Below are 18,049 nucleotides of genomic sequence, written 5' to 3'. Positions count from 1 at the left end.
AACATAATTAAAATGTAATTTTATATTTAGAATGCTAACCACTAGTTGAAGTTTAATTTCCCCTATAAATTATTAACTATTTATTATAAAACAATATAATCTACTTTCTTCCATAGATAACTCAAATTCCTTTTTATTAACCTCTATATCTTTTTTATTCCAACTAATATCGTAAGACTCTATTGTCTTAATTTCTTTTTCTAAGGCTAATTTTAATTTTGCTTCTTTTAACTTACTACAATTTCCCGCAATAACTACATGCTTACTATCAGATATTTCATAAACTGCTGCATCGCACTCTGCCGTAATACCTTCTATATACTTGTTGTCCAAAAATACTGCTTCTTTTACAAATTCATGTATATTCTTTCTAAAATTTAATGCTTCTTTTGCATAAACATGGTATTCCCCAGCTTTTTCAGTAAGTCTTGTTGTTATTCCTAACCATAATATATTTCCAAGAATTATAGCCCTTTGCATATCTCTAAAAAACCATTTATATTTTTTATTTTCATCCTCTTCCCAACCTCTAGGATTTACCATATTAACTTGTACAAACTCAGGGAAAGTATATTTAAAAACATTATAATGCTCATCATAATCTGCACCATTCCAAGTTAAATTTCCCCAAGTATAACTTCCATAAATGTCACCACAGTTTTCTGTCATTATATAAGAATCCTTGTTGTGTTTTCTAATTCTCCTTAAAAGTTCCCTTAAAACATATACATAACCATTATTAAAGTCACCAATATCTTCATGGCTATGTTCCTTATTGTAACAAGGCATTGGCTCTGCTGAAGCAAGTTGATCTAAATAAATGCCATCTGAGCCATAAGCTTTAACTGTAAACTCTGCTGTATCTAATAAAAACTCTCTCCACAATTTATCTGATGGACAATTTACAGTAAATTTCTCAGGTCCATAAGTTTCGAAAATATTTTCACCATTATAAGTTTTAATTGCCATCTTTTCACCTAAAGTTTTATGATAATCAGATTTAACATCAAATATTCTTGCATTGATATATAAGGTTGACATACCACCATTTTCTCTTATATATTCAAGTCCTCTTCTAAATTCCATAGCTGAGCCAAGTTCCATATCTGGATAATATTCTGGATAAAAAGAATCAAAGCCTGTCCTATTCCAACTAGCAATGAACATATGATTTACTCCAAGTTCTTTTCCTTTTTCATAAAGATATGGAATTTTATCAAATGTATTTTCTATGGCTCCTGATCTTTTAAAGTTATAACATTGATTTAATGCATATTGTTCTTTTAAGTGCTCTGGGTTATGGTTAAAATCTAAATATTTTTCTATATATTTTCTATATATTTTTGAACCATAATGCCAATCTTTATTTGTAATTGCTAATACATATTCTCCTGTATTGTACTTTTCACCATATTTAATTTTTTTATGCTTTCTAAATGAAAATCCCATCCAAGGATTTTTATCATCTCCACTTGTTTCAGCTAATATCCCTGTAACTGGAAATCTTTCATCATGACTACCAATATATAGTCCATTTTCTTTATCGTAATAATACATCCAACTCATAGATGCAAGCCCACAGTAATTTATTTCTCTTTTGTAATAATCCTTATATTTAACACTGCTCGCACGCCAAAAATCTTTCTTATTTTTTCCATATTCCTTTACTGGATTTATTGTTTTTTCACCTGCATGATGAGGATAAATAATAATATTATCAGCAAAGTTTTCTCCAAGATATATTCCTGATATATTTGGAATTAATATCTCAGCTATCTCTAAAGATTCTTCTAAGTTTTCTATTTCTGAACTTATTATTAACTTATCTTCTCTTGCAGATAAATTTATTTTTGCTTTTACTTTAAAGCTAGAAAAGCTTTCAAAGATAATTGTTTGGTTTTCTTCATTTTCGATAACTTTTGCTTTTTCAGGAATTAACTCAATTTTTTCATTATCATTGATTGCATATAATAAAATTATTGGAGCCTTGGGATTATTTTTTATATACTCATCATTAGTAACTAAATTTTTTATACTAATAAAATTATTAACATCAGAAGAATATTCTGCAGTAAAAGTCTTACCTTGTAATTTCATAACACACCTCTTTTAGTATCCATTATTTGTATAGTTATCTATTGCATCACTATTAATCTTTGTCGCATTTGGCATATGATTTGATATATAAACACTTGGTTTCAATCCCATCTCTAGTAGTTTTTCAACTACAGTACTTTGAATAGCCCACATTACATAACTTGCACTTATTCCACTTGCAGGGCATATATTTTGCCCTAATTCTTCAACCTCTACAAGCGTATCGCCATAATTACTACGATTATCAATATAATAAGTACATGCTTCAAATAATCTCTTTCCACTTGGATGCTCTGATTTTAATTTACTTGAATAATCTACTGTTGTAATAGCAATAGTTAAACAATCAATTTCATTCCCTTTTAAAGCTAAATCTACTGGAAAGTATTTATACCCTGAAACTGATCCAATCATAATTATATCTCCAGGTAAAATATTAGATCTTCCAATAGCAAAATCAGCAAATCCAGGTATAGTGTCATATCCTATAGCTCCATTTGAAGCTGAAGGTCTATATCTAACTGGATTATCTACTTCACATGTAATTCTTATTGGCTTTAGAGCCATCATACCTCCAGTACGCCCTACCCCTTCAAACATTAACATGTGTCCTGTATCCATAATGTGCCAAGCTTGTCCTTTTACTAATCTTTTTGCTATCTCCTCTGAAACTTCAATAATTTTATCTCTTTGAGATGTTTCAATATCAACTAAGATTTTTTTCATATTTTCAAAATATTTATCCATTAACATTTTATATAGCCTCCTTTATATTTCTTCAAATTATTCCTTATTACATTACTTTCTATATTAATGTTTAGTTCATTTTTTAATACACATAGCATTGCACCAATTAATGGGTCATACATTGGCTGAGAATATGTCAAATTACTACACTGATATTCTAATTCTTTCTTGAAAATATCTATAAATCCTTTGCCTATTTTAGATACCCCTCCAATTAATGAAACCTTCAATTGATCCTTTCCTAATCTCTCATTGACATAAGCTACAAGCCTTACTAATTCCTTCGCAGCCTCTCTTAAAATCTCTAATGCATACTTATCATTATTTGATGCAGCCTTAGCTACAACTTTACAAAGACTTGCTACTTTCTCTCTTGTAAAATCCTGCTTATATATCTCATCTCGCATTTCAATCTCATTATTAACACCTAGCTCACTAAAGCATAAGTCCCTAAGATATCCTAATTTAATATCCCTATCATAAAAATCTACTATTTTTTCAAGTAGAAGTATTCCTATATGATAGCCACTACCTCTATCACCAATTAATGGTCCCCATCCACCAGTTGAAATTTTTTCATCGTTACTTGAAATTCCTACAGCAAATGAGCCTGTGCCAGATAGTGCTACTATTCCCTTACTAGTTCCTAGTGCACCATAAAAGGCATTGTCTATATCTCCAAAGCAAGTTATGTTATTTACTTTTAGTCTTGATTTGAGTTCTTCTTTACATTCATCAAAACCAGGTATAAATAATGTTATTGATTCTATTTCTTTTATTGATAAATTAGCTTTTAAGATACATTCTGATATACCTTCTAAAACATTATTAATTGCCGTAATTTTGCTAATAAAATTAGCATTGGCACCAGATTTTTGACAATATCCTAAGACTTCAGCCTCTTCATTAAAAACTAAAAAATCAGTTTTTGTTCCACCACCATCACAAACTAAAAATTTTTTCATATTATTACTCCTAGAATATTTTAATTTATAATAAATTTGGGAAGGTACACACCATCCCAAATTTATCTTTTCTATTTATTTAAAATTGCTTTTCCTTGCTCATCTACACGTTTAGCAAAATCCTCTGGACTTATAGATCCCCCCCATAATGCTTCGCACTCCTTTTGGAACATATTTTGGAACTCTGAACCATTTATATTAACTGGGAATGGTACTGCATCCTTTAATGAGTCAACAAAATATTTATTGTACGGTTTTTCACCAACAAATGCAGTTGTATCAACAAGGTTAGATGCTGGTAATCCAAACTTCATATCTAAAGCTATTTGTTGTCCTTCTTTACCTGATAAGAATTCAACTACACGCCATGATAAATCTGGATTAGCTGCTTTCTTTGGAATAGTCCATGTATTTACAAAGGATGTTGATCTACTAACACCATTTACATATGGAATTGGTAAAACTGTATAGTCAGTTTTATTTGTATCAAAGATTGATGCTGCTGATAATGATCCCATTTGCATAGCTACTTTATTAGCCATAAATGCTGAATATTCATTATCTCCAAATTGTCCAGCTTGTGCATTAGTTGGACAAACTTTGTAAGTATTATTTAAGTCATACATAAATTGAACTGCCTTCTTTGTATTTTCATCAGTTGTAAATACACTTGATTTTCCGTCTTCTGAGTATAATCCTCCTCCAAATGCGGCAATATGAGCAAAGGTTTGATCAGTAAAGTTCTTCCAATAATATCCCCATTGAGCATCAGCTCCGCTACCTTTAGTTAATTTTTTAGCAACTTCAGTGAATTCTTCCATTGTCCATTTATCACTTGGAATCTCAATGCCTGCATCAGCAAACATCTTTTTATTAATATACATTACTCTAGGAGTAACATCACGTCCTGCTGCATACATCTTACCATCAACTGTAAGAGCTTTTTTTACAACTGGATATAGTGCTTCTTTGTATTCTTTACTTGCTAAATCATCAATTGCCATAATAGTATCTGATTTCGCATAACGTGGAACTTGATCCATTGCAAGCATCATTACATCTGGAATTTCTCCGCCAGCAAGCTTTGTAACCATAGTATTGGCATAATCACTTGGAACTGTTACAAATTCTAATTTAATATCTGGATTTTCAGTTTCAAATTGATCCTTCATTTTTTGTAAATGAGCAAATTTAGTAATATCCCACCATGTATAAACCTTTAATGTAGTTGGCTTACCATTATCTTTTTTCTTATCACCTTCAGCTTTTTTTCCCCCGCCACAGCTTACTAGTCCAATTGTCATTATCATAGCTAATAACATAATTAATAGTTTTTTGATATTATTTTTCATAGCAAATCCCCCTATTTTTATAGTTTATTATTAAAAACAATTATCAATTGCTTTTATAATCTGAAATAATTTCTCTATTTCCCACCAAAACCCGAGTTCATAGTAGAGGCCATAAAGTATTTTTGAAGAGTTAGGAATACTATTACAATAGGTATAATACTTAATGTTGCTCCTGATAGTAATACAGCCCAATTGGGTTCACATTCTTTTAAATATTTTAATCCTACTGTAATTGGAAGCTTGTCATAATCACTAATTACAAGCATTGGCCATAAAAATGAATTCCATACACTTCTAAATGATAATATTATAGTTGTTGCTATTGCAGGCTTTGCATTAGGTAATACAATTCTGAAGAAAACTCCTATTTTTGAACAACCATCTATTATTGCTGCATTTTCTAAATCCTTTGGAATACTTAAAAAGTATTGTCTAAAGAAGAAAATATTAAATGCATTAGAAGCTGTAAACATACTGGATAAAAATAATGCTGTAAATGTATTAAATAAATTCATATCAGTTATTATTTTATAGTTTGGTATAAGAGTAACATGACTTGGAATCATCATAGTTGCAATAAAGGCAAAGAATAATATGTTTTTCCCTTTAAATTCAATTCTTGTAATTGCATAAGCTGCTAATGATGCTACTGCTATCATTGCTATTGGTATAGTTATTGATAAAAATAGTGAGTTAAACATCATCTTACCAAAAGGTAATACTTCCATTAATCTATCATAATTTTGCATAGTAAATGTGTCAGGAATAAGATTAAGCGGATTCCCTGAATATAGCTCTTGAACTGGCTTAAAAGATGACATAAAAGCCCATAAAAATGGATATATCATAACTAAACTAAGGATTATCATAAATATATGGTAAAAGACGTTACCTATTGATTTTTTCTTTTTCATTCCCAAATTCATTTTATTCCCCTCCTTGCTCATTACGATATTTATATTGAATCATTGTAATTACCATAATTACTGCAAAGAATATCCAAGCTATTGCTGATGCATATCCCATATTATAATTTCCAAAACCTTGTTCATAAATGTAGTACATAATTGTACTAGTTGATCCAAGTGGACCTCCCCCAGTCATTATGAAAATTGATTCAAACATATTAAATGCTTCAATTACTAATAATATAATTACTACAAAGGTTGTATTTGATAGCATTGGTACTGTAATTTTAAAGAATTTTTGTATCCCATTTGCTCCATCAACATCAGATGATTCATAAAGACTTTCCGGTATAGTTTGAAGTCCTGCAAGGAACATAAGCATATAATATCCACTCATTTGCCACACACGCATTATTATTAGAGCCATCTTGCTTGATTCTGTGCTATTTAACCACATTGGTGGATTAGAAAAACCTATTGAAATTAAGAAATTATTTATAATCCCCATATCAGGATTAAATATCCAAAGCCATACCATACTCACTGCTATAGTAGATGTTATACTTGGTAGAAAAAGAGCGACTCTATATGCATTACTTAGCTTCCCTGCTTTTTTATTTATTAGCAATGCTAGTAATAATGAAATAATAAGTACTATTGGTACAAGGAAAACTACAAAGTATAATGTGTTTCCAAAGTATTTATAAAAGTAATCATCCTTTGTAAATGCCCTAATATAGTTTTCAAGTCCTACAAATTTTGGTTTTGTCATTAGATTATAATCTGTTAGTGAAAGATAAAATGAGTATATTATTGACCCAAATGTGAATATTGAAAACCCAATTAATGCTGGTGATACAAATAACCACCCTGTTAAAGCATCCTTTTTCTTTAAAGTAAGTATTCTTTTCTTTTTATTTTTTATTTCCATATTAGGAGTAATTTCAGTTTTCATTTATTTCCCCCTTCTATTAATCAAGGCTTACTTCTTTTGATAAAATTATCTAAATTTTAAGCTATAAAGCAAAGATACATATTAATATAATGTAGTGAATCACTTGATCCACTAATAATGCATATTTATCTCCTATGTATTTAGGGGATATTCCTCTTGCCTTTACATAATCTATTGGAAAATGTGTAGCTGCTATTATTGCAAGCTCAACGGCTGTAAATGAATATCCCATAATGTAAGCTATAACCATAATTCCACAGGAGTATAAAATTGAGTGAACAAATAGTACATAATTGTCTTTTCCTTTACATTCAGACAAATGTTGAGTTTGAAAAAGATAATCTCCTGTCAAGTGAGACATTAGTATAAATAATATAAATTTAATAATAGTCCCCCCTTTAAATTGATTTTTATTCTTAGGTTCTTACTAAAGTTTAATTAAGTTTTACATTACTACTATTTTGAGTAGCTTGTACAAATCACCCTCATTATACGTTCTGATATATCTACTATAAGTTCCCTCGAATCTTCAACACTTTCTTCTACAGTCATGGGTTTATTGTTAATACTAAATATACTTGTAAATCCATAATCATATAATTCCCTATATCCCGATCCCATAGCTCCACATATTGCAATTACTGGTATATTTTCTTTACTTGCTTCTCTTGCAACTCCTGAAGGTGTTTTACCAAACTTTGTTTGAAAATCTATCTTTCCCTCTCCTGTAATAACTAAATCTATATCTTTTAAAATTTCAACAAACTTAGCTTCTTTTAAGATTATGTCTACACCACTTTCAAGCTTTGCTCCTAAAGCTATAAAAGCTGCTCCTGTTCCTCCAGCTGCTCCAGATCCTGCTACATCTAAAACATCGACTTCGAAGTTATCTTTTAATATTTTTGAGTAATGCTTTAATGCATTATCTAAACTCATTATGTCATTTTCATTTGCTCCCTTTTGTGGACCAAAAACTACTGATGCTCCATTAGGACCACAAAGTGGATTATCAACATCGCATGCAACTTTAATGTTGCAGCTTAATATTGCTTTATTAAGATTTTTACTATCTAAGTGATGAAGCTCCATTAACGCTTTTCCACCTTCGGGAATATCTCTTCCATCTTCATTTAAAAATCTTAATCCTAATGCTCTAAGCATACCTGCTCCTCCATCATTAGTTGCAGTTCCTCCAATTCCTATTATTAAGTTTGTGCATCCTTTTGCAATTGCATCATTTATTATTTGCCCTGTCCCATAAGTAGATGTAATTAATGGGTTTAGTTCTTCTTTGCTAAGTAAATTTAATCCTGAAGCCGCTGCCATTTCAATTACTGCAGTTTTCTCGTCTCCTAGTATTCCATAAAATGAATCTACTTCTCTTAATAATGGATCACAAACCTTTATATTAACTATCTTTCCTCCTGTTATATTAACTAGAGTTTCAACTGTTCCTTCTCCTCCATCTGCCATAGGAACTTTAATAGTTTCTATATCTTTGCTATATCTTTTCATCCCTTTTTCAATACAGTCTGCCACTTCTATGGAAGATAAACTTCCTTTATAAGAATCTGGAGCAATTAGTACCTTCATATGCTCACCACCTCATCTCTATCTTTAAAAACTCTATATCCCTATAGTAAACATTTACAAACTTCTGAACAATGTGCATAGTAACCAAAATAAACTAAATTTTCTGATAATTTAATTGTGCATTATGCATAAAACAATTTATACATTATCTATTTTTTAGTTCTCTCTTAATATCTTCATAAATTAATATAGCTAAATATATTTTTGTGCATTCATATGGCTTTGTTAAATCTACATCATATAGTGATTTAAACTTATTTAGTCTATAGGTGATTGTATTTCTATGAACATACATAATTTTTGCCGTTTCACTTACCATCATATTATTTGAAAAGTAAACCTTTATTGTTTTAATCATCTCATCCGTTATCTTATCTGCACCTTGGAATAATGTCGGAAAATATGTTTTAATATACCTAGTTTTAAATTCTTTAGAAATTCCTTTCATTAAAAGTTTTAAGTCATAATCTTTTACATTTATAAATTTCTTCTTTGTATCATAAGTTTGAATAGAGTTTACTAATGATATTTGTGAATATGCTCTTTTGTAATCTAAAATATCATTACAGTCTTCTCCTATAATAAAAATATAATTGTTAATCTTTTTACTGCTTAGTTTATCTTTAAGCTTTTCTATATACCCTTCTACATCACTACAATTTCTAAATAAAAGCACTAACTTTTTATTTGATAAATTTAATATTTCGACATCTACATTATAAAGAAGTTTTTTAAACTGTCCTTCAATGTCTTCATATATTTTTTTCATTATGTCATCTTTTTCTTCCTTTATCTTAAACACTACCATCTTCCTTGAATCAGATATGTTTAAATCAAGTAATTTTGCTCTTGAGTAGTATGCATCTAAATCTTGTATCTCTATACCTTGAATTAAATCTTTAAAATAGTTTTCAACATTATTCTTTTTTACTTTTTTTGAAAGTTCAGTATCTGATTCATTTACAATTAACTCAACTATTTCCTTAATAAGTGGGCCATAAGGCAATACTTCCTCTACGGTTCCTGTAATTCCTACTACCCCTACAACCTTATTATCATATGTAATAGGCATATTAATTCCCTCTTTACAGCCTCTATACATATGCCTATTAGATGAATTAATTACTACATTTCTATTGCTACTTCCACATAATCTTGCTCCTTCATGAAATGTATTAATACGCTTCTCATTGCTTGATGCAATAATAACACCATCTAAGCCCATAATATTAATATCTTTGTCCATAATTAAAGTCAATCTTTTAATTAGTTTTACACAGAAATTATAATCAAGCATACCTTTCCCTCCCCAAAACGCTCTAATAGCACCTTATAATATTATTATCACACTACCTCATTATTAACATTTACATAATTTATCTATAAAATTTTATAATAAAAAGAGGAATTTATATCCTCTTAATACTAATCCTCCTTTTTACTGACATAAATATATTTTATCATAAAAACTGTTATTTTTTTCATGATTTCCCATTATTAAATTAATCATATATCTAGCTATTCCCAATAATACTTTCTTTTTTGATATAGTATATTATTATTTAATAGTAGTAAACATAAAAAATGGATACATAACTGTGGTAAATTTAAAATGCTATAATAAACCCAGTAGTTAACCAATGACTCTGCCCCTGCCAAATAGGCAGTTGGTAGTTTACAATAGCTTATACTACTGGGTTTTAAAATTTAATATAATATTAAAGAGCCTGCGATTAATTACATTTACATAATTAGTCGCAGGCTCTTTAAAAATTATAATTAATCAAGAGCAGTAAAAATTACTTTATCACTCTTAATTAATTACATATCTACGTTATCCATATTTATAGCAATTGAAATAAATCTTAATAAACTAGCTAAGAACACTTTCCAAGCTGTAATTACTGGACCTTTGTCTTCATTACATCTATTCTCTAATATAGCTGTTTGCAAAGCCTTATAATTAATATCTAAAAATACTCCTGTTGAATATAGAAGTAGTAAATTTATCATTTTAGGAAAATTCTCTGTATCAATAAATTCCTTTGATTCATTAGTATTACATAATCCATCTAAAACTTTTGCTCTTAAACTATATAAATAATAAATGTATAAAAGTACAGCTAATGATATTATATAAATTGTGTCTATAGATAAATTTATTGTACATAATTGAGATAATAATGCTTCTGTAGTTGAATTAGGTGTATTATTATTATTGATAATATTACTAGCAAGTAAGGATAATAATATTATATAAACTGTATCTCTAGATAAATTTAATATATCTAATTGAGATAGTAGGTCTTCCATATTTGCATTAGGTGTATTATTAACAAGTATAGCTAATAATATTATATAAATTGTATCTCTAGATAAACCTAACATATCTAATTTAGATAATAATTCTCCTATATTTACATTAGGTGTATTATTATTGTTATTATTAGTAAGTATAACCAATAATATTATATAAATCGTATCTCTAGATAAGCCTAACATATCTAATTTAGATAATAATTCTTCTATATTTACATTAGGTGTATTATTATTGTTATCATTATTATTGTTATTATTACTACTGTTATTATTATTGTTAGCCTTCTCACTAATTTCATCTTTAGCTTTATTTTCAACTTCTACTTTACTATTTTCTTTGCAATTTAAAGTGATATATTCTTTATTACATTTTTTAGCTTTTTTAGACTTTTTAGATTTCAATATACCACCTCTAGCACATTAGTTATTTCTAGTACTAAAGTATGCATTTATTATATATAGGATACTAAATAAAGAAAATATTATTTAGTACTAGCTTCTTTATCAGCAAACTGACTGTTATATAATTTTTCATAGAATCCATCCTTTTTCATTAAATCCTCATGAGTTCCTTGTTCAATTATATTTCCATCATTCATTACTAAAATTAAATCAGCACTTCTTATAGTTGAAAGCCTATGTGCTATTACAAAGCTAGTTCTACCATTCATTATATTTCTCATGGCTTTTTGAAGTAATAATTCTAATCTTGTATCTACAGAACTTGTTGCTTCATCTAAAATTAATATAGCTGGGTCCTTTAATATAGCTCTTGCTATTGTTAAAAGCTGTTTTTCTCCTTGAGATATATTAGATGCTTCTTCATTTAAAAACATATTATATCCATCTGGAAGTGTTTTTATAAAGTGATGTACATTGGCTATTTTAGCAGCATCTATTATTTCTTCTTTTGTCGCTCCAAATCTACCGTACTCTATATTATCATAAATCCTTCCATTAAATAACCATGTATCTTGTAGAACCATCCCAAATATTGAACGTAAATCTTCACGTTTCATATCTCTTATATCTACGCCATCTATCTTTATAGTTCCACCTTGGATTTCATAAAATCTCATTAAAAGATTAATTAATGTAGTTTTTCCAGCACCTGTTGGTCCTACTATTGCAACCATTTGTCCACTCTTAACTTCTGCACTTAAATCTTCAATTAAAACTTTATCTTCACTATATCCAAACTTAACATTTTCAAATGTTACATTTCCCTTTGGATTTTCTATTTTTATTGTCTTTTCTATATCTGCTACTTCTTCCTCTTCATCTAAAAATTCAAATACTCTATAAGTAGCTGCAACTGCTGATTGTATTGCTGATGATAATTGTGTCACTTGAGATAAAGGTTGATTTATTTGCCATATATAACGTATAAAAGCTTGTAGGTTACCAACAGTTATTCCTCCACCTATTGCTGTTATTGCTCCTGTGACTCCAACAACTGCAATCCCTAAATAACTTACAAGATTAACCAATGGAGACATTATACTTGATATAAATTGAGCCTTAAATCCTGTATTGCAAAGTTCTTCATTTGTTTCCATAAATTCTTTTAGCGCATCATCTTGTTTTCCATATAACTTAATCTCATTAAATCCAGTGTACATTTCTTGTACTTTACCATTTAATTTACCTAATGCTTTTTGTTGCTTATTAAATAAGTTTTGTGACTTACTTACTATAACTTTTGTAATTAAAATACTTAACGGAATTATAACTGTAGCTAAAAGTGCAAGCTTTACATTTATTGAATACATCATTATAAGTGCTAAACTTAATGATAAAAATGCATTAACCACCTGAATAAAACTTTGTTGTAATGCATTAGAAATTGTATCTACATCATTTGTTATACGACTTAAAACATCTCCATAGCTATTATTATCAAAATATCTTATAGGAAGTCTACTTATTTTATTTTGTACTGCATCTCTTATATCCTTCATTGTATTTTGAATCGCATTCGTTAATAAAAAACTTGCTATAAATGTAGATCCTGCACTACTTATATAAACTCCGAATAATAAAATTAAAACTTTAATAATATAATCAAAATTAACTGAAGCTCCTTTAGTACCCTTTATGATTAATTCAAAATCTTTTGTTAATTGTGTAATAATTAATCCCTCTGTTCTTGGAGCTAATGCTACAAATATAGCTGCTGATATAATAAACAGTATTGCTCCTCCAAATGACCATTTATAGTTTTTTATAAAAGGAGTAATCTTTTTTACTACTAATTTAAATTTCTTCATTACGCAAGCTCCTCCTCTGTAAGTTGTGATAATGCTATTTCATGATAAATTTCACAAGTCTTAAGAAGATCCTTATGAGTACCAATCCCTACTACTTCTCCTTCATTTAGTACAATTATCTTATCTGCATCCATTATTGATCCTATTCTTTGAGCAACAATTAAAACTACTGAATTCTTAGTTTCAGACTTAAGTCTTTTTCTTAAAACAGCATCTGTTTTAAAATCTAAAGCAGAAAAGCTATCATCAAATATATAAATTTCTGGTTTTCTAACTAATGCTCTTGCTATTGAAAGTCTTTGCTTTTGTCCTCCTGATACATTTGATCCACCTTCACTTATTAACTCATCAAACTTTTTAGGTTTTCTAGAAATAAAATCATAAGCTTGTGCAATCTTTGCAGAATATTCTATTTCACCTGTATCAGCATTTTTCTTACCAAACTTAATATTACTTGCTATACTTCCTGTAAATAAAAGAGTTTTTTGAGGTATAAATCCAATCTTCTTACGTAAAGCTTTCAAATCATAATCTCTTACGTCTACTCCATCAATTTTAATACTACCTTGTGTGACATCATAAAATCTTGGAATAAGATTAATTAATGTACTCTTACCACTACCTGTGCTACCAATAAAGGCAATTGTTTCTCCCTTTTTAGCCTTAAAGGAAATATCTTTAAGTACAGCCGCTTCACCATTTGGATATACAAATGATACATTATCAAACTCCACTAAACCTTTTATATCAGTTTCCTTAACTCCATTTTCTGGACTCTTTATTATAGGATCTTCATCTAATATTTCTTGAATTCTATTAGCTGAAACTTGAGCTTTAGGATACATTATAAACACCATTGAAAATAGCATAATTGAAAACATAGCATGAAATAAATACTCAATAAATGCTACTAATTGTCCAACTTGAAGAGTTTCTGCATTTATCATCTTACTTGATACCCAAAATATCGCTATTATTGCTAGGTTAAGAAGGAAAAAGAACATTGGTTGAGATATAGCCATAAGCTTGTTAAGCTTCTTTGAAACCTCTGCATATAAATTATTTGTTCCACTAAATCTTTCACCTTCATACTTATCATTTCCAAAAGCTCTTATAACTCTTATACCTGTTAAATTTTCTCTTGATATTCTATTTAACTTATCTAGTCTATTTTGCTGAGCTTCTGATAAAGGCTCTGAAATCTTTGCAATAATTATAACTCCACCTATTATAAATGGGATTGTTATAGCTAGTACTATAGATAATGAGAGACTTGTTCTAAGTATCATTACTAAACTAATTGTAAACATTACTGGTGTTATTAATGCCATTCTTAATAGAGTATTAGTAAATTGAAGTAGTACAAAAGCATCATTTGTTGTTCTTGTTATCATTGATGATACCCCAAATTTATCATACTCAGTGTGTGAAAATTCTTGAGACTTTTTAAAGATATCATTTCTAATATCTCTTGTTATTCCAGTTGAAATTCTTGCTGAACAAAAGCCTAAAAGTATTGTTCCAAGGACACCTATAACTGAAATAATTGCAATAATTAGTCCCATTCTTTTTATATAATTTATATCGCTGTTTACTATTCCTTTATCTATAACTTTTGCCATTATAGTTGGTATTCCAAGTTCAACTAAAGCAAAGCCAAAGACAGATATAATATTTAATATAAGAAGCGTCTTATAATTTTTTATATACTTTAATATTAATTTCATTGCTGTGAATCACTCCTTTTCTTTAACAAATAAAATAAAAAATGAAATAAACAGACTATAGTACTATTATTTCATCACTTAAAGAACTATATGTAATTATATTGCTATAGTTTATTACCGAACTTTATTTATGCATTACTTTTAGAAATTAGCCTTAGAATTCTTTTAATTGGATTATATTCCTATAATCATGACATTTCTAAACTTAGAAAATATAAGATAAACTTTTCAAAAGATGCTTTGAGAAATACTATATGTTAATTGTTTATTAGTTAGAAGAATATATTATTTCCTCTTTTAACTATATATTCAATTTTTTCATTACATTGTAACATAGGTTAAAATAAAAATCCATATTATTTAATATAGATTTTTATCTTATGATTTTATATTATATCGTGAATTATAATTTAATTCTATATTTAAAATAATTAGATCTCTTTTTCAAAAGCAATTCTTTTACTATTATCTAACACATAAACAATACCACAATATTTAAAGTTATTTCTTTCTAATAATTTCTGCATAGCTAAATTATCTTCATGGGTATCTATTTTTATACTTTTTATATCTTTAGATAAACAAATTTCTTCTGCTTTTTTAATTATTTCTGTTCCAATTCCTTTTATTTTTGCTTTTTTAGAAATTGCTATTCTATGAATAACTGCATATCTTCCATTAGAAATCCATTTTCCTTCATAAATTGCATCGTAAGTTTTTTCTCCATCAAAAGATATTGCTGCCGTACCTATGATTTCATTATTTTCCTCTAAAACATAGCTACATTCACTCACTATGTCCTCCAAAACAGATTCTTCATTTGGATATCCTTGTTGCCACTGATCAACTTTATTTTCATTTAAAAATCTCTTAGCTTCATTAATAATTTCCATTATGCATTTTAAATCATTTTTTGTTGATTTTCTTAACTTCATTATCTTGATCTTCTCCTTAACATCGAATCTATTAATTAGTATTATATAACAACAATTATCATTTCTATAATAATATTTATAATTAAATTTAGCAAATCATTATTATATAAAATAATTAACAAGAAAAATCCATAGCGTTCACCATGGATTTTTACTCTTATAGTTTTATATTATTCTCAAGCTTTTCTATAGCTTCTTCTATCCTTTTAATCTTTGTTTCTTCTTTTTTAGCAGATGTTATCCATTGAAAGTATTTTCTTTTGTTTGAATATGATAAACTTTCATAGAATTTATATGCCTCTTTATTTAACTTAAGTCTTTCTTCAAACTCAATTGGTAATTCTATTACTCTTTCATCTTCATCCTTTTCTATCTCAACACTTATAACATCTCCATGAGTCTTTCCTATTTTATTTCTTATTTCTTTTGTAATTCCTATCATATAACAAGGCAACCCCATTTTTACTATAGAACCTCTATACTCTATACTATCAAACTTTGCTTTAACCTTTACTCTTTTTGCTCCAAATTCATGTTCAACATCTAAAGGTATTTCTATATATGTAGCATCTTTTCCTTCATGCTTTTTTAATTCTGCTTCAAATTTATATTTTTTCATAGTTCCTCCTAGGTTCTATAATAATTATATTTTATATAATTTTTTTATTCTAAAAGTACTTTATTTAATATAATAAACTTCTATATTTATATTCTAGAAACAATATCTAGTCGTAACTTATTTAAGTAATCATCCTTTACTGCTTCCCATTCTATATATGACTTTATATTTTCTTGTATTAAATCAACTGATTTATTTATAGCCTTATTTACTACCATTATATTACTATCATATATAAATTTTATAGAATCTACCTCTCTAAAACTTAATGCTATTTCTTTCATAAATAAGTTTTTTATATCCTGTGCTTCTTCTTTTTTAAATAACAAATATAAATTTGAAAGCTTAGTACTTTCATAAAATCTATTTTCAATGAAATTTATAAAGTTTTCAAAATCCTCAGAATTATTTCCAAGTTCAATTTCAAATAGTATTCTAAAAAATAAATTCCATTTAAAATCACTATTTATTGACTTTAATATTGTATTACCTATAATATTACAAAAATCACTTTCAAAATGTAAATCCCTCTCAAACTTTAATTCAGTGTTGAAGCTAACATCATTTGTGCTAATATCATTTAATCTAGCTAATGTCTTTATTAAGGTTTCACTATAATCCTCTAATTTTTTAGCGTTATTTGTTCTAAAAATATATTTCATTATAGTATCACAAGATTCTCTAAAATCTATGATAAATCCAATATCATTTTTCATCTTTCTTGAATAAATATCATAAATTATTTTGGAAAGAAGCTTTTCTAATTGTTCTTTTCTAGCTTCAGGGTTAATAGAGTTTACTTTATTAAATTGATTATCTACTGCAAGAAGTTGTCTATCTATCATATAAAGATTTTCCTTTATAGACAACATTATATTTTTTATAAATTCATCACCTAACATATAATTATTATTTTTATATATTACTTTGTGCTCTATTTCTCCCCAAAATATGTTAACAAGAGATTTAATTTGTAACTCAAATTTAATACTTCTGTTATTATGCTGATACAGTCCATCTATTCTATATATTCCAAAACCATTTTTCTGCTTTTGTGGTTGTTTACTTTCTAGCTCTAGTCTTATATTATCATTATCATCATTATAAAAATATCCTTTTAAATCCTTTATATTGAAGTGTTTTTTTAACATTTTATGTATTGTCTTTTCATCTTCAATAAATCTACATTCAATTCTAACCCCCACTAGATCTGAAAGATTTGATATAAATTCCTCCGAATTCTTATACTTTTTATAATAACTATTTCTTAATATTTTTTCCCTTAAACTTGTTGTTGATTTTACTCTTGAATTTATATTTAAATATCCTTCATTATAGTCTTCTAATACCTTTGCAAAATATGATTCTATATCCTTACTTATTTCTTCTAGTTCACTTCCTAAATCTTCTAAAGACGCAGTAACATTCTCAACAAAATTAAATAATTCTAATTCCATTAAACTCCTCCTAATTTGTTTTAAAATTCTATTTTAATGTTCAAGATTACATAATATGTTTCTAATTTATTTATAAAAAAATAATTTCTATTATGCTTACATTAT

Annotated in this window: 15 protein-coding genes; all 15 read right to left on the bottom strand. The window is 27.8% G+C overall.

Annotated elements, in window-relative coordinates:
* Positions 1 to 72: 72 nt before the first annotated feature.
* The 15 genes from ACYUEX_RS02635 to ACYUEX_RS02565 all read right to left on the bottom strand — a co-directional run bounded on the left by ACYUEX_RS02635 (position 73) and on the right by ACYUEX_RS02565 (position 17,944).
* The gene (locus ACYUEX_RS02635; protein WP_460286449.1) at positions 73 to 2,097 is read right to left on the bottom strand and encodes a DUF6259 domain-containing protein; all 2,025 of its coding nucleotides are present in this window, start codon (positions 2,095 to 2,097) and stop codon (positions 73 to 75) included.
* Between the two features lie 12 nt (positions 2,098 to 2,109).
* Positions 2,110 to 2,850, bottom strand: coding sequence for a sugar isomerase domain-containing protein (locus ACYUEX_RS02630; RefSeq protein WP_460286448.1), 741 nt, complete (start codon positions 2,848 to 2,850; stop codon positions 2,110 to 2,112).
* Positions 2,844 to 3,809, bottom strand: a complete 966-nt coding sequence (locus ACYUEX_RS02625) for an N-acetylglucosamine kinase (RefSeq protein WP_460286447.1) — start codon at positions 3,807 to 3,809, stop codon at positions 2,844 to 2,846. Before ACYUEX_RS02625 ends, ACYUEX_RS02630 begins: the two co-directional genes overlap by 7 nt.
* 71 nt (positions 3,810 to 3,880) lie before the next feature.
* Positions 3,881 to 5,161 carry an ABC transporter substrate-binding protein gene (locus ACYUEX_RS02620; protein ID WP_460286446.1) on the bottom strand — a complete coding sequence of 427 codons (1,281 nt, stop codon included), beginning with the start codon at positions 5,159 to 5,161 and terminating at the stop codon, positions 3,881 to 3,883.
* 74 nt (positions 5,162 to 5,235) lie between these two features.
* Complete coding sequence (locus ACYUEX_RS02615; protein WP_460286445.1) at positions 5,236 to 6,087, bottom strand: carbohydrate ABC transporter permease; 852 nt, start codon at positions 6,085 to 6,087, stop codon at positions 5,236 to 5,238.
* Between the two features lies 1 nt (position 6,088).
* Positions 6,089 to 7,024: a carbohydrate ABC transporter permease gene (locus tag ACYUEX_RS02610; RefSeq protein ID WP_460286444.1), complete on the bottom strand. Its 936-nt coding sequence runs from the start codon at positions 7,022 to 7,024 to the stop codon at positions 6,089 to 6,091.
* A gap of 61 nt (positions 7,025 to 7,085) precedes the next feature.
* Positions 7,086 to 7,385 (bottom strand): DUF3307 domain-containing protein, encoded by a 300-nt coding sequence (locus ACYUEX_RS02605; RefSeq protein ID WP_460286443.1) that lies wholly within the window; start codon positions 7,383 to 7,385, stop codon positions 7,086 to 7,088.
* Between the two features lie 95 nt (positions 7,386 to 7,480).
* Entirely contained in the window at positions 7,481 to 8,617 is a 1,137-nt protein-coding gene (locus ACYUEX_RS02600; RefSeq protein WP_460286442.1) for a glycerate kinase, read from the bottom strand.
* Between the two features lie 145 nt (positions 8,618 to 8,762).
* Entirely contained in the window at positions 8,763 to 9,914 is a 1,152-nt protein-coding gene (locus tag ACYUEX_RS02595; protein ID WP_460286441.1) for a CdaR family transcriptional regulator, read from the bottom strand.
* 524 nt (positions 9,915 to 10,438) lie between these two features.
* A complete protein-coding gene (locus tag ACYUEX_RS02590) occupies positions 10,439 to 11,338 on the bottom strand; it encodes a hypothetical protein (RefSeq protein WP_460286440.1) in 900 nt (299 codons plus the stop codon).
* A gap of 80 nt (positions 11,339 to 11,418) precedes the next feature.
* Positions 11,419 to 13,206, bottom strand: coding sequence for an ABC transporter ATP-binding protein (locus ACYUEX_RS02585; RefSeq protein ID WP_460286439.1), 1,788 nt, complete (start codon positions 13,204 to 13,206; stop codon positions 11,419 to 11,421).
* Positions 13,206 to 14,933 (bottom strand): ABC transporter ATP-binding protein, encoded by a 1,728-nt coding sequence (locus ACYUEX_RS02580; RefSeq protein WP_460286438.1) that lies wholly within the window; start codon positions 14,931 to 14,933, stop codon positions 13,206 to 13,208. The genes ACYUEX_RS02585 and ACYUEX_RS02580 overlap by 1 nt, the downstream gene beginning before the upstream one ends.
* Positions 14,934 to 15,364: 431 nt before the next feature.
* Complete coding sequence (locus ACYUEX_RS02575; RefSeq protein WP_460286437.1) at positions 15,365 to 15,868, bottom strand: GNAT family N-acetyltransferase; 504 nt, start codon at positions 15,866 to 15,868, stop codon at positions 15,365 to 15,367.
* A gap of 157 nt (positions 15,869 to 16,025) precedes the next feature.
* A complete protein-coding gene (locus ACYUEX_RS02570) occupies positions 16,026 to 16,487 on the bottom strand; it encodes a YdeI/OmpD-associated family protein (RefSeq protein WP_460286436.1) in 462 nt (153 codons plus the stop codon).
* An 86-nt stretch (positions 16,488 to 16,573) separates the two neighbouring features.
* A complete protein-coding gene (locus ACYUEX_RS02565; protein WP_460286434.1) occupies positions 16,574 to 17,944 on the bottom strand; it encodes a GTP pyrophosphokinase in 1,371 nt (456 codons plus the stop codon).
* Between the last annotated feature and the right edge of the window lie 105 nt (positions 17,945 to 18,049).

This window comes from Clostridium sp. CTA-7 (assembly GCF_054768095.1).
Note: the sequence above shows the minus strand (reverse complement) of the source record. Positions and strands in the feature narration are given on the sequence as shown.